The sequence below is a fragment of the Natrinema ejinorense genome (assembly GCF_002494345.1).
GTDB lineage: Archaea > Halobacteriota > Halobacteria > Halobacteriales > Natrialbaceae > Natrinema > Natrinema longum.
Window position 1 is genome coordinate 1,260,554 of the sequence record NZ_NXNI01000001.1, and the last position, 13,104, is coordinate 1,273,657.

The 13,104-nt window shown below is 64.3% G+C and carries 12 protein-coding genes; 7 read left to right on the forward strand and 5 right to left on the reverse strand.

All coding sequences use genetic code 11. The features are described from left to right. Positions 1–124 precede the first annotated feature (124 nt). Complete coding sequence (locus CP557_RS06260; RefSeq protein WP_097379125.1) at positions 125–823, forward strand: HTH domain-containing protein; 699 nt, start codon at positions 125–127, stop codon at positions 821–823. 13 nt (positions 824–836) lie between these two features. Here the strand turns inward: CP557_RS06260 and CP557_RS06265 are convergent, their stop codons facing one another. Next, complete coding sequence (locus tag CP557_RS06265) at positions 837–1,886, reverse strand: hypothetical protein (protein WP_097379126.1); 1,050 nt, start codon at positions 1,884–1,886, stop codon at positions 837–839. A gap of 84 nt (positions 1,887–1,970) precedes the next feature. Beyond that, positions 1,971–2,732 (reverse strand): RNA methyltransferase, encoded by a 762-nt coding sequence (locus tag CP557_RS06270; RefSeq protein ID WP_097379127.1) that lies wholly within the window; start codon positions 2,730–2,732, stop codon positions 1,971–1,973. 965 nt (positions 2,733–3,697) lie between these two features. On the opposite strand from CP557_RS06270, the gene CP557_RS06275 reads away from it, so the two are divergent. The 4 genes from CP557_RS06275 to CP557_RS06290 all read left to right on the forward strand — a co-directional run bounded on the left by CP557_RS06275 (position 3,698) and on the right by CP557_RS06290 (position 8,614). Continuing rightward, positions 3,698–4,927, forward strand: coding sequence for a Cdc6/Cdc18 family protein (locus CP557_RS06275; RefSeq protein WP_097379128.1), 1,230 nt, complete (start codon positions 3,698–3,700; stop codon positions 4,925–4,927). A 208-nt stretch (positions 4,928–5,135) separates the two neighbouring features. Then, positions 5,136–6,356, forward strand: coding sequence for an AMP-binding protein (locus CP557_RS06280; RefSeq protein WP_097379129.1), 1,221 nt, complete (start codon positions 5,136–5,138; stop codon positions 6,354–6,356). 162 nt (positions 6,357–6,518) lie between these two features. Then, complete coding sequence (folP, locus tag CP557_RS06285; RefSeq protein WP_097379130.1) at positions 6,519–7,712, forward strand: dihydropteroate synthase; 1,194 nt, start codon at positions 6,519–6,521, stop codon at positions 7,710–7,712. A gap of 200 nt (positions 7,713–7,912) precedes the next feature. After that, positions 7,913–8,614, forward strand: a complete 702-nt coding sequence (locus tag CP557_RS06290; protein WP_097379131.1) for a 6-hydroxymethylpterin diphosphokinase MptE-like protein — start codon at positions 7,913–7,915, stop codon at positions 8,612–8,614. Between the two features lie 42 nt (positions 8,615–8,656). Here the strand turns inward: CP557_RS06290 and CP557_RS06295 are convergent, their stop codons facing one another. Further along, on the reverse strand, positions 8,657–8,851 hold the full coding sequence (locus CP557_RS06295; RefSeq protein ID WP_097379132.1) for a hypothetical protein: 195 nt from the start codon (positions 8,849–8,851) through the stop codon (positions 8,657–8,659). A gap of 167 nt (positions 8,852–9,018) precedes the next feature. Here CP557_RS06295 and CP557_RS06300 point away from each other — a divergent pair, with 167 nt between their 5' ends. After that, entirely contained in the window at positions 9,019–10,428 is a 1,410-nt protein-coding gene (locus tag CP557_RS06300; protein WP_097379133.1) for a cryptochrome/photolyase family protein, read from the forward strand. Positions 10,429–10,472: 44 nt separating this feature from the next. Continuing rightward, positions 10,473–10,781 carry a HalOD1 output domain-containing protein gene (locus CP557_RS06305; protein ID WP_097379134.1) on the forward strand — a complete coding sequence of 103 codons (309 nt, stop codon included), beginning with the start codon at positions 10,473–10,475 and terminating at the stop codon, positions 10,779–10,781. Here CP557_RS06305 and CP557_RS06310 read toward each other — a convergent pair whose 3' ends face one another. Further along, entirely contained in the window at positions 10,782–11,750 is a 969-nt protein-coding gene (locus tag CP557_RS06310; RefSeq protein ID WP_097379135.1) for a sugar phosphate isomerase/epimerase family protein, read from the reverse strand. 195 nt (positions 11,751–11,945) lie between these two features. Continuing rightward, positions 11,946–13,013 (reverse strand): Gfo/Idh/MocA family protein, encoded by a 1,068-nt coding sequence (locus tag CP557_RS06320; RefSeq protein WP_097379137.1) that lies wholly within the window; start codon positions 13,011–13,013, stop codon positions 11,946–11,948. Between the last annotated feature and the right edge of the window lie 91 nt (positions 13,014–13,104).

Consider the following 13,104-nt stretch of genomic DNA (forward strand, 5'->3'; position numbering starts at 1 on the left):
TCGCGAGCTGGCGGTACTGTTTCGCCACCTTCCGGACGGTTCAGTCGATCCTGGGCCCGTCCCGGTTCATATCTGCGCCGTCAAAAACATTTATTAGCGCACACGTTGCCCGACCACCTGACTGATGACTATGCAGAGAGAAACTGAACACACGGCCCTTACTGCGGTGTGTTACGTGCGCGCACCGCTGTTGCTCGAGCCAGTCGACACACAGGTCGAGACGCTCCAGGCCTGCGAGTCCGACGGTGCGATCGACGAGCTATTGCTTCGAAGTTGGCCCAAGGAGGTCGCGCTGTCCGAGGAGAGTCCCCACCAGGAGGTCCTCGCGAACTACGAGCGATTCGTTCGGTGGGCCGACGAGCGCGGCGTCACCGTCCGGCCGCCGTTCCGGGAGCGCTCGACGACCTCGCAGGTCACCGGCGAGACCAGAGAACGGCTCGTGACGCCGTTGCTGTGTCTCGAACTCTATGCCGACGACGAACTGGTCGGCGTGTTCCCCCACTCGACGGAGACCACCGACGAAACGTATACGACCGACGAAGCGATCGCCACGCTCCGAACCGGGGAGATCCCGACCCCGCTGGGCTCGGTCGGCGACGCGGAGCCACTCGAGTTGCCGCCCTCGGCGACCTGTCCCGACTGTAGCGGGATACTGGTCGATGGACAGGGGCTGTTCGGCTGTAGCGACTGTGGCTGGATCGGGACTGTCACCGAATACGGACGGTTCGCGACGCAGCCGGAACCAGCCCCGAAAGACCGCAAACGGTCGGGAACGGATTCCCAAGAGACGGACTCGAGTCCCGCGAAACCGAGCCGAAAGTAGACGGCGACGGGGGCTACTCGCGGGCGAATTCGCCGCCGTACTCGGCATCGATTTCGACCGTCGATCCGTCGGTACCGAACTCGACCGCCTCGGCCTCCGTTCCGAGCGCTGACTCGAGTCGCTCCTCGTCGACGAGGTCGTCGCTGCCGTAGCTGACGACGGCGCGTGCGGTTGCGCTCCCGTCGCCCGGAACCGAGAGCTGTTGGTGGACGCCGGAGGCCCCTTCGAAGGGCGCGAACTCGAACTGCAAACTGTCCTCGTCGCTCGCCTGGTCGTCCGACAGCGTTTCCGAGTCGAATTGGTCGGCATCGGTGTACAGACAGCACGTTATGCCGTCGTTCTCGCCGCGCCGAAGCAGCCGATCGAAGTCGTCGTCGACCTCGTGGTTCGGTTCCCGCCGACCGGCTGCCGTCGCAACCGTTCGCTCGACGCTCGTGACCGGGTCGGCCGATGAATCGCCGTCGTTGGGATACGAGTAGGCGTACACGTCGTCCGCGATCCCGACGACCTCGTCGCTCCCGCTGTCGGAGTACACTGCGTACCCCTCCGCGTCGGTCTCGAGGGCGTAGCCCGCGTCCTCGAGATCCGTCGCGATCCCCTCGCGGTCGTACGATCCGACGAGCGCGTAGACGCCGTCAGCGTAGACGAACTGTTCCGCACCGTCGGCCGTCTCGTTGTTATCGTTGTACGCGTCGAATCCGGCCGAGGAACCGAGCCGAGTGAGCCCGAACGAGCACAGAAGGGCGACGACGACTGGGTTGCCGACGAGCGGATCGGTCGGTTCCGCGCCCGCCTGAGCGCCCTGGTCCTCGAGCAGCGTGCTCATCGTCTCGACGTCGATCGCTCCGAAAAAGTACTCCGAGCGGTCGGTCGTCGGGAGGATCGAGGCGTACGACGGGAGGGTGCCGTCGATCGAGTCGGTCGATTCCCCAGCACCGTCGGTGCCATTTCCGTCACCAGTTGTGTTCGATCCGTTCCCGTCGGACGTATCAGAACAGCCGGCGAGGAACGCCAGTCCACCACTCAGGAGAGACAGCGCGCTCCGTCGACGAAGTGTCGTCATCTCGTGGTCGTGGTTACTGCGGACGTATTACTGTACTGGCTGGCGAGCGGGTCGGTGTTGCGGGATCTGACAGTTCGCGTGGGATCAGTCTTCGGCCGGTCGTTCCGTCGCCCGCCGGAGGAGACCCAACAGCGTGTTCGCCTCGCGTTCCGTCAGATCGGCCCGGCCATACACGCGCCGGAGCATGCGCATCGTCTTGTCGCGTTTCTCCTCGGGATGATTGATCTCCTCGAGGAGCGCGGCCCACTGATCGTACAGTCGGTCGACCGTCCCCTCGGGGGCCCGAACGCGCTCTACGTCGGGGAGCTGTGTCTCCTCGAGCGTCAGCGATCGGAGTTCGTAGAGCGTGACGGTGGCGGCTTGCCCGAGGTTGAGCACCGGATAGTCGGCGCTGGCGGGAATCGAGCAGATCTCGTCGATCCGGGCGAGTTCCTCGTTGGTCAGCCCGACGCGTTCGCGGCCGAAGACGAGTGCGGTCGGTGCCTCGACGGTCGGGAGTCGCTCGGCCAGATCGGCGGGCGTCGAGTAGGGAAACCGCATGTGGCTGCGATCGTCCTCGTTCGTCACTGCCGTACAGCCGATCGTGTGGTACGCTTGGGCGAGTCGATCGAACCCGATCTCCTCGGCGTTCGGGAGGACATCCTCTCGAGCGTGGCCAGCGAACCCGTATGCCTCGCCGTCGGGGTCGAGGTCGGGCGGGTCGACGAGCAGGAGGTCCGTGAAGCCGAAGTTCTTCATCGCCCGGGCGATGGTACCGACGTTGCCGGGCGATTGCGCGTCGACGACGGCAACGGCCGGGGGCGTTCGACTCGTGATGCCATCGGTCTCGGACGAGTCGTCGCTCATTGGATTCTCGATGGGACGGAGGGACGGGACGTGTTGGTTCGCGCGTCGTCGGTTCGGTTTCGACGCCGTCGATAGGGATGAGCCGGGACGGAGACGACGTGATGGTGATCGTTCATAACGGGAGTACGGACCGGGAGCGCAAAAAAGAGCGCGTTCGGCGACTGAGACGTTCTGTGTAACTGTCTCATTCGTGACTAGCTCTAGTATCTATCTACTAGAACGGGTGTTACTAGACTAGAACTAAACTAGACTAGATCTCTCGATCTCGCCACGGGTTGGACACAGATCAAAGCGAGTCACAGATCGACGGCGGGAACGGATTTCTGGACCGTCGTCGTACTGGGTTCGGTGACATCGGCTGGGTGGGTAGGGGAGACACACCCCCGTCGCGTTTGTAAGCCGAACTACGTGTGGGGCCTCTGTTTCACAACACACCTGTCCCGCGGATGTAAATCAGGCTTCGAGACCGATTCTGCTCCCGAAAAACCCGATATTCTCGTCACCCACCCCCGTCCTTTCACCGTTACAAACGCGACGGGGGTGTGTCCCCATCCGGGAGCACCGAACCAGTCGCTGGCCGCATTCTCGAGTCGGTTTTCACCGGCTTTGTGGAAGCGATCCCTCGCTGACGGAACGGGCGGCCGATCCGAGTATCGGGCACCACAGCCGTCCGACCGGCCCGAACAGGCGGAACTTACATCCGCGATGGGGGTGTCCGGCTCGAGTCCGGCCCGCTGGGCGGGTATACCGTCGGACGACAGGCCGTTGCCGCCCGCTCACGTCTCACGTGTGACGGCGTGTAGCCGTCGTGGCCGGCGCTATTAGAAACGCGAGACGGGCGTCGAGGACCATCGGCAGTGACACGGCCGTTGTCACCGACTCGAGTCCCTCTGACGGTGTATTTACATCCGCGATCGATCCCCACATCTTTATTTCAATCGAGTTGAAAGGGGCGGGGTACCGCAATGTCCGCCAACGACGATCGAGACCCGCTCTTTCGGTACGACGATCCGGTCTTCGCCGACGAGCGCCTGCTCGAGATCACGCACCTGCCCGGTCCGGATCGGATCGTCGGTCGTGACGAGCAGATGCAACGGGTTGCGGACGCCCTGAACCCGGCTATCTTCGGGAGCGAACCCAACCACCTGTTTATCTTCGGCAAGACCGGAACCGGCAAATCGCTCATCTCGCGGTCGGTCACCCAGCGGGTGATCACCGAGGCCGAGCACGACGATATCACGGTCAAGTACGCCTTCATCGACTGCGGCGAACAGAACACGGAAGCCTCCATCGTCAAGACGATCGCCCAGATCGTCAACGAACCCGACGCGAGCGGGGTCACCGTCCCCGATCGGGGCCTCGGAACCGGTGACTACTACAAGCGCCTCTGGCAGGCTATCGATCACTGTACCGACGTCACCATCGTCATCTTGGACGAGATCGACATGCTCGAGGACGACGAAGTGCTCCGCAAACTCTCTCGAGCCGGCGAGAACCGACGGATTTCCGACTCGAGTATCGGTATCATCGGCATCTCGAACAAGATCGACTTCCCGGACCACCTCTCCGAACGCGTCAAGTCGAGTCTCTCGCGGGACGAACTCGTCTTCTCGCCGTACGATGCCAACCAGCTCGTCGAGATCCTCGAGAAGCGCCGCGACGCCTTCCACGACGGCGTCCTCTCCGACGACGTCATCCCGCTGACCGCCGCCCTCGCCGCCCAGGAACACGGCGACGCGCGCAAGGCGATCGACATCCTCCGGAACGCGGGCCGAATCGCCAAGAAGCGAAACGACACGCGGGTCACCGCGGATCACGTCCGCGACGCCAAGGAGAAGACCGAGGCCGACCGGTTCAACGAGTTGATCGAGGGCTCTCCCCAGCAGGCCAAAGCGATCCTCTACTCGCTGACGATCCTGACCGAAAACAGCTCCGAAAAGGAGTTCCCCACGAAGATCATCTATAATCAGTACAAGGAGGTCGCCCGCCGGCTCGACTTCGACGTGCTCTCCGAGCGCCGCGTCCAGGAAATCCTTCAGGAACAGAACTTCCTCAACGTCATCCAGTCCGAGCGCGAGGGACGTGGCCGCGGTCGCGGCGCACACGCGAAACACCGGCTGCTCGAGAACCCCTCGATCGTCAAGAAGGTGCTCCTGCGGGATTCGCGGTTGGCCGTCCTCGAGGACGAGGAGTGACCGGACGCTCGGGCGAATCACTACCTTGCGGTCGGGGGGTGAACCCCGTTGCGCACCGTTGCTAGTTTAGTTATTCCCATTGTAGCGCCTATCTCTCCTAAACATCCACTTTGTGTTCTTATTGGCTATAACGCAAAACAAACAACTACCTAGTAGCGGCCATGGTGAAATTTTATAAACATCGTGTCCGATCTACAACTGTCCGTAAATGACGAACTTCGTACGGGAATTACAATCGGCAGCGATGATGAACACGACGGCGACGGCGGTGGAGTGCGACGAACCGGTGACGTTTTCGCAGCTCTGGTCTGCGACGGACTCGTTTGCGGGCGGCCTTCAAGACAGTGAACTCACTGCCGGCGACAGGGTTACCGTCCACCTCTCCGATCCGCGTTCGTTTCTCATAGCAGTTTACGGGACGCTCAGAGCGGGCTGTGTCCCCGTTACGCTCCCAGAAGCGTCCGAGAATCGGGACGTCAAACGCGCCGTGGCTGAAACCGAGCCGAAGGCCCACGTCACCGATTCGGGCCGCATCATGGCGCTTCTGAACAGTAGCGAATCGTTGCGCCTCGCCGTTATCGTCGACAACGAGGTACGGCTGGGGGTGTCGCTGTCGACGTTTCTCGAGAACGACGGCATGAACGGCTCGAACTCCCGCACCGGGATCGACGTCGTCCGCCGCGCCGACGATTCGCCGGGTCTGATCGCGTACCTCGAACGCGATGCTCCTGACCCGCTTGCCGTCGTCTACACGCACGCGTCCTTGCGAGCCGCTGCGAACGCCGGAACGACGCTGGGGTCAATCGAATCGGACGGCGACCTCGAGTCACACCGCAGCGCGCTGTCGCTCTCGAACTCGATCGAACTCATGTACGGGGCGAACGCGATACTGACTGACGGCGGGAGCTATCATCCGATCCCGGACCCGGATCCGGAAACGATCCGCTCGTTGCTCGTTGCGACCGATATCGATCGGACGTTCGTGACTCCCTCGCAGTACCGGGCGCTCCGAGCGAGCGACCCGTCCGTCGACGAAGGCGACCTCCGTGTCGTCACGCCGCTCTCGACCGCGCTCGATACCCAGGTCCGTGACGGTGGCGACGCCGTTCGTCTCTGTGTGCTGCCGGAAATCGGCATTTCACACGTCAGGTCGCCCGTCGACGTCGAAGCGGGACGGCTCGGACGGTCGCTTCCGGGGGTTCGGGCATGCGTTCTCGAGGAAGGGGGCAGCGACGAACTCGCCGTGAGTGGTCCGGCACTCATGGATGGCTATTTCGATCGCCCCGCACTGACCGACGAGACGGTCACGACGATCGACGGGGACCGCTGGATCGAGACCGGTCTCTCGGTACAGTCCCAGGACGGACCTATCGACCTCGGGGAGCGAGCGGAAACGGGACGGGCGCTTCCGTCGGACGAACGCCCGTGAAACGCGGCTCGCGAACGGTCGCCCTCGGGGACGGCCGTGTCTGGGCGCTCGCTCCCGATCCGGGTCTGGTCGCGGAACTCGGTCGAGGGGGTACCCGCCCGCGGTGCGATCCCGATTCGCCGGAACCGCGATACCTTTTTGCCTCGCTTCCGCAGACCGGGTATGAACAGCGTCGATGCCGCCGGCCTGGGGATCGGTGACGACTATCCGCCCCGAATCATGGGCGTGTTGAACGTCAGCGAGGAATCCCCCTACGATCCGAGCGTTTTCGACGATTCCGGCGAGGCGGCCCGCTACGTCGACGAGGAACTGATCGACGAGGGTGCCGATATCGTCGACGTCGGCCTCGAGTCGGCGAACAAGCGTTTCGACGTGCTCTCGGCCGAGGAGGAACTCGAGCGGCTCCACATCGCGCTCGAGACCATCGAGAGCGTCTCCGGGGACGCGATCTTCTCGATCGAGACGCGGTACGCCGAGGTGGCCGACGAGGCGATTTCCCGGGGGTTCGACATGGTCAACGACATCTGTGGGTTCGCCGACCCGGAGATGCCGACTGTCTGCGAGGACCACGACATCGCGGTCGCGAAGATGGCGAGCCCGCCGGACGTCGAACGGCCGGGTGCCGTCGAGGAAACCGACTGGGCCGCCCGGAAGTCGCCGGAGTGGGCCTCGCAGGCGGAGTACGTCGATCAGGTCTACGAGGCCCTGAAACAGAACGGGCTGACCGAGAAGACGATCGTCGACCCGGCCTTTGGCGGCTGGAGCGAAGCCAAGACCGTCGCCGACGACCACGAGACGTTCCGCCGGCTGCGGGAGTTCCGGGCGCTCGGCCGGCCGATGCTGGTTTCGATCAACCGCAAGAACTTCCTCGGTGAGATCGCCGACCGCGAGACCGACGAGCGGCTGCCGGTCAGTCTCGCAGCGACCTCGATGGCCGTCGAGCGGGGGGCACACGTGATCCGGACCCACGACGTAGCCGAAACGCGGGATGCAGCCCTGATCGGAAAGGCGTTTACCGAGCAGGCACGCACGACGGCCGACGGGATCACCGTCTCACAACTCGACGTCACCTCGACACGTGAGTTCCGGACCCAGCTCAGAGAACGGGGCGTCGATCCCGCGTTCGCCGACGACTGGCGGAGTCAACTCCTCGAGATCGAGGGTCTCGATCCCGACGCGAGCGACCGATTGATTTCGATCGCTGCCGAGCACGGGGCGGTTGTCCAACGCGTGTCTGACGGACGGCTGTTGCTGATGGGATCGACGACAACTGTGTCCGACGTATCAGCCCGAATTGCCGGCGAAAACGACGATATCGCCGCTCTCGGCGAGAAGCTGTCAAAGCTGCTGCGTTAAGAGAAAGCTTATGCCGGATGCTTCGAAAGGAGGGAGTGGACGCCGGGCTGCCTCCCGGGTAGGGGTACTTTGGAGGCGAATCCCGGCCCACAACACGGAATTATTGTGCTCTTACGTCGCCCAGCGACGCCTGGGCCTGGGCCGTCGGGCCCACCGGAACCGAACACACAAACGGACCGGGAACCGAGTACGCAGCGAGTATGGAGTTCGACGAGTGGGAGCCCGTCTACGAGGCGATTCTCGATGACTTCGGTTACGATCGGGCCGGCGACGAGCGGGGGCGAGATCTCCTCGCATCCCTTCTGGAGGCGTCGTTCGATCCGACCGAGCTGGCGATCGGACCCGACACGACCGTTGCCGTGGCGGGTGCCGGCCCGTCCCTCGAGAGCGATCAGGACCTCGAGCGGGCACGAGCGGCGGAGGTCGTCGTCGCCGCGTCGACCGCCGTCGACACGCTCGCGAGCCACGGGATCGACGCCGACTGCATGGTGACTGACCTCGACAAGAATCCGGCCACCGTCGAACGACTCACGACGGACGGCGTTCCGGTCGCGATCCACGGGCACGGTGACAACCTCGATGCGATCCGGACCGTCGTTCCGAACTGTGACCATGCGTACGTGCTCCCGACCACTCAGGCCACACCGCGTGGCTCGGTCCGCAACGTCGGCGGTTTCACCGACGGCGATCGAGCGGCGTTTCTCGCCGATCACCTCGGTGCCGGCCGCCTCTCGTTCGTCGGCTGGGATTTCGACGATCCCGCCGTCGAGCCGACGAAAGCGCGCAAACTCGAGTGGGCCGAGCGCCTCCTCTACTGGCTCGAATCGCGCCGCGGCGAGCGGTTCGCGGTACTCGACGGGCGGCGAGACGGGATCGAGACGATCGGGCTCCCGATCGAGTAACGGTCCCCCGTGGCGTCGGCGATCGAGTACGGACCGTCGCAGTCACTCGATCCGGTACTCGACGATGTCGCGACAGCCACACGACGGACACGGGGAGATCGTCGACTCGAGCGTCGTCCCACAGCGCCGACACTCCTCGATGATCGTCGGCTCGTCGCTCCGGCGGAAGATCGCGCTGAACGCCTTTCGTATCGTCGATCGCGTCGCGGTGTCGGTCCGGTTCTCTCGTCCGCCCATGATCGCTCGAACGGTGATATCACTGTTCGTTATTGTCTCGATAACCGATACAAGGATCCGTTGCTCGGGCCGGATGCCGTCGACAGTCCGGCTCCCGTCGGCGAATCACTGCCGCTGGCTCGCCGTTAGCCCCTACGCTTTCGGTTCTCGAGTGCCCCAGTTCGACCGTGATCGTTCACTGGCACCGCCGGGATCTCCGGCCCAGCGACAACCGCGGGCTCGCACGCGCCGCGGCGAGCGACGAGCCGGTCGTTCCGTTGTTCGTTCTCGATCCGACCGTCCTCGAGCATGCATCGTCGGTTCGTGTCGCGTGTCTGCTCGAGGCACTCGGTGCCCTCCGCAAGTGGTACCGGGACCAGGGAAGCGACCTCGTCGTCGGTCGTGGCGAGGCGAGTCGGGTCGTCCCGGAGCAAGCAGGGGTGTACGATGCGGACACAGTCGTCTGGAACGCGGATTACAGCGGTCTGGCTCGGGACCGCGATCGAGCGGTTCGGGACGCACTCGAGACCGACGGGATCGACTCCGAATCGGTTCACGACGCAATTCATCACGAACCGGGATCGATTACGCCCAATCAGGGCGAGCACTACTCGGTGTTTTCCTATTTCTGGAAGAAGTGGCGCGATCGGGACAAGCGAGCGCCGGTCGAGGAGCCGGCCGCCACGGACCTCGCAGCCGTGTCGGGCGAACCGATACCATCGCTCGCGGACCTGGGGTTCGACGAGCCCGAAGCGACGCCGCCGACGGTGACGACGGCGGCGGCTCGAGAGCGGGTCGCCGACTTCTGTTCGGGGCCGATCTACCGCTATGCCGACCAGCGCGAGTATCCCGCTGCCAGCGGCACCTCGCGGCTCTCCCCACACCTCAAGTGGGGGACCATCGGGCCGCGGGAGCTGTACGCGGCGACCGAGCGAGCCACGGCACGCGCCGAGTCCGAGGACGCCCGCGAGAGCGTTCGTTCGTTCCAGCGCCAGCTCGCCTGGCGGGAGTTCTACGCGCACGTCCTCCGATACAATCCCGAGACCGTCGCCGAGAACTTCAACGGGTACGAAAACGAGATCGAGTGGCGCGACGACCCCGAGGAACTCGCGGCCTGGCAGGCCGGGGAGACCGGTTACCCGATCGTCGACGCGGGGATGCGCCAGCTACACGCGGAGGGATGGATGCACAACCGTGTGCGGATGCTCGTCGCCGCCTTTCTGACCAAGGATCTCCTGGTCGACTGGCGGGCGGGGTACGACTGGTTCCGACGAAAGCTGGCGGACCACGACACCGCAAACGACGTCGGCGGGTGGCAGTGGGCGGCTTCGACCGGGACCGACGCACAGCCGTACTTCCGGGTGTTCAACCCGATGAAACAGGGGCGCGAGTACGATCCCGACGCCGAATACGTCCGCGAGTACGTTCCGGAACTCGCCGACGCGAGTGCCGACGACATCCACGGCTGGCACGACCTCGAGCCGGCCGAGCGCGAGCGGATCGCCCCCGACTATCCGGCACCGATCGTCGACCACGCCGATCGACGGGAGCGTGCGATCGACACCTTCGAGCGGGCCCGCGGTGAGGCCTCGGAGTAACCCGTTGCATCAGTCTTATCACCTGTAATTCCCTAGGCGCTAGTATGTCTGCTCCGGACGAAACGTCGACGCCCGACGGGGAGGTGCCGCCGTCCCAGGCCATCATCGAGGCCGTTGCCGAACGCGAAGGTGTCGACGTCACCGAGATCGAGCCCCCAGCATACGACCCGTTGTTTACGGTCGTCAATCCGGAGGCACTCGACGAGCTGTTCGACACGACCACGGGAACCGCCAGCAACGCGGTCGTCGAACTCGAGTACGAGGGGTACGAGATCGTCGTCCGATCCCACGGCGACGTCGACGTGTTCGACCCTTCGTCTCCCGATTCACCCAACGGCCGGATCGAGGAGTGATCACTCGGCCCAGTAGGCTTCGCCGGGTTCGGTCTCGAAAATCGCTCGCCCGAGGAGATCGATCGCCTTCTCGAGGCCCTCCCGAGAGCTGGTCAGTGAGTCCTCGTGTTCGATGCTCAGGGCCCCGTCGTAACCGACCATCCGGAGCGTCGAGACGATGTCCTTCCAATGGGTTTCGTCGTGACCGTAGCCGACCGATCGAAAGAGCCACGATCGGTTCGGTTCGTCGTCGTAGGCGGTCGTATCCAGGACGCCCTTCTCGCGAGCCTGTGCGTCGTAGATCCTGGTATCTTTGGCGTGGACGTGATGGATCGCCTCGCGTTCGCCCAGGTACCGGATCGCGTCGGTGATCGTGATCCCCTGCCAGTAGAGATGGGAGGGGTCGAAGTTCGCACCGATCCGATCGCCGGTCTCCTCGCGCAGTCGTGCCATCCCGTGGGGCTCGTAGACCAGCATGTTCGGGTGCAGTTCGATCGCGATATCGACCCCCTGATCGGCGGCGTAATCGGCGATCTCGCCCCAGTACTCGATGGCCTGCTCCCACTGGTACTCGAGGGCCTCGGCGTGTTCGGGCGGCCACGGGGCCGTGATCCAGTTTGGCACCTCGTCGGTCGGGCTGCCCGCTGGCAGTCCCGAGAAACAGGTGACGGTCCCCACCTCGAGTTGGGCCGCCAGCCGGATCGCCTCGCGGAGCTCCGTGTCGGCTTCCTCGGCCCGCTCCTCGTCGGGATGGAGGGGATTGTTGTGCGTCGCGAGCGCGCTGATCCGCATACCGTATTCCTCGAGCAGATCGCGGAGTTCGGCCTGTTCGGTCTCGTCGTCGAGGTATTCCGACCGCGTGAGGTGGTCCTCCCCCGGATGCCCGCCGACGCCGGGCTCGATCGTTTCGACACCGAGCCCGTCGAGATAGGGGAGCATACTTTCGAGCGATTCGTCGGCCAGTACTGGGGTATGAACGCCGATCTCCATGGAGATAGCGACGACACCTGAGAAAATAAAACGGGTGCCCCCGAGCATCCGACGGCGGCGTTCGGCCGGCAGCGGGTGCCGATTTCCGTTCCCGACCGAGGCCCGCGGCACGTCCGAAACAGCGCCGTCGCTCGTGGCGGACGGAACCGCCGAACTCCCTTCCCTCGAGTCGGATCGTCGCCCGGATCGGCGCGTCTATCCGTCGATCTCGATCGTGCGGCCGTCCTCGCTCGAGCGGTAGATGGCGTTGATGACTCGCTGTACGTCGAGCGCTTCCTGGACGCTGTTGTCCTGCTCGGCGTCGCCGACGATCCGGTCGAAGAACGACCGTTGTTCGTCCGAGTGGGTATCGTTCTGGCTCGTTTCGATGGCCATGTCCTCGAGATGGTCGGATCCGACATTGCTCGCCGAGTGGATACTGAGGTCGCCCTCGAGGAGATCGAAGCGAGCGGCTGCGTCGGTCCCGCGGACGACGAACTCGTGGGTCGCCGGTCGGTTGGTCGCCCAGGCGACCTCGAGCGAGATGGTTCGATTTCCCGCACAACGGATGAACGCGCTCGCCGAGTCGTCGACGTCGAACCCGCCGGGACCTGCATCGTCGGCCCACATATCGAGGTAGGCGTAGTCCTCGCTGGAGCCGAACTCGCTGCGGACGACGCCGCTTACCTCCTCGACGTCGGGATAGCCAAGCAGGTAGAGGGCGAGATCGATCGCGTGGACGCCGAGGTCGATGAGCGCGCCGCCGCCGGCGATCTGCCGGCGGGTAAACCACGAGCCCCGACCGGGGATGCCGCGCCGTCGAACGTAGTTGGCCTCGACGTGGGAGAGGTCGCCGAGCTCCCCGCGATCGATTCGGTGAGAGAGGATCTGTACGGTGTTCGCGAACCGATTATTGAATCCCACCATCGCGTAGCCGTCCGACGTCGCTGCCGCCTCGGCGATCCGCTCGGCGCTCCCGATGGAGTGGCCAAGCGGTTTCTCGAGGAGGACGTGAAGGTCCCGTTCGAACGCGTCGATCGCGTACTCCTCGTGGTATCTGTTGGGTGTCGTGATGATGACGGCGTCGATGGCGTCGTACAACTCGCGGTGGTCGTCGTAGATGTCGACGTCGTATCGGCGAGCGAACCGTGTTCGTGCTTCGGGAGCGATGTCCATCCCACCGGTGAGCGTCACGCCGAGGTCGACGAGCCGTTCCGCGTGATACTGGCCGATGTTACCAAGGCCGACGATTCCAGTTTCGATGTCCGATCGATCAGATGTCATTTTCCAGTGCTGTCCGCAGTCGCGTTTCAGTCTGATACACCAATAACTGCTATATTGAATCCTTTGGCTCGAGCGACTTCCATCCGTCGCC

Excerpts from the sequence above, each read along its gene's own strand:
- CP557_RS06290 (WP_097379131.1), top strand. The coding sequence starts at position 7,913 with ATGGAGTTCGACGAGTGGGAGCCCGTCTACGAGGCGATTCTCGATGAC.
- CP557_RS06305 (WP_097379134.1), top strand. The coding sequence starts at position 10,473 with ATGTCTGCTCCGGACGAAACGTCGACGCCCGACGGGGAGGTGCCGCCG.
- CP557_RS06275 (WP_097379128.1), top strand. The coding sequence starts at position 3,698 with ATGTCCGCCAACGACGATCGAGACCCGCTCTTTCGGTACGACGATCCG.
- CP557_RS06310 (WP_097379135.1), bottom strand. The coding sequence starts at position 11,750 with ATGGAGATCGGCGTTCATACCCCAGTACTGGCCGACGAATCGCTCGAA.
- CP557_RS06265 (WP_097379126.1), bottom strand. The coding sequence starts at position 1,886 with ATGACGACACTTCGTCGACGGAGCGCGCTGTCTCTCCTGAGTGGTGGA.
- CP557_RS06295 (WP_097379132.1), bottom strand. The coding sequence starts at position 8,851 with ATGGGCGGACGAGAGAACCGGACCGACACCGCGACGCGATCGACGATA.
- CP557_RS06270 (WP_097379127.1), bottom strand. The coding sequence starts at position 2,732 with ATGAGCGACGACTCGTCCGAGACCGATGGCATCACGAGTCGAACGCCC.
- CP557_RS06320 (WP_097379137.1), bottom strand. The coding sequence starts at position 13,013 with ATGACATCTGATCGATCGGACATCGAAACTGGAATCGTCGGCCTTGGT.
- CP557_RS06280 (WP_097379129.1), top strand. The coding sequence starts at position 5,136 with ATGACGAACTTCGTACGGGAATTACAATCGGCAGCGATGATGAACACG.
- folP (WP_097379130.1), top strand. The coding sequence starts at position 6,519 with ATGAACAGCGTCGATGCCGCCGGCCTGGGGATCGGTGACGACTATCCG.
- CP557_RS06260 (WP_097379125.1), top strand. The coding sequence starts at position 125 with ATGACTATGCAGAGAGAAACTGAACACACGGCCCTTACTGCGGTGTGT.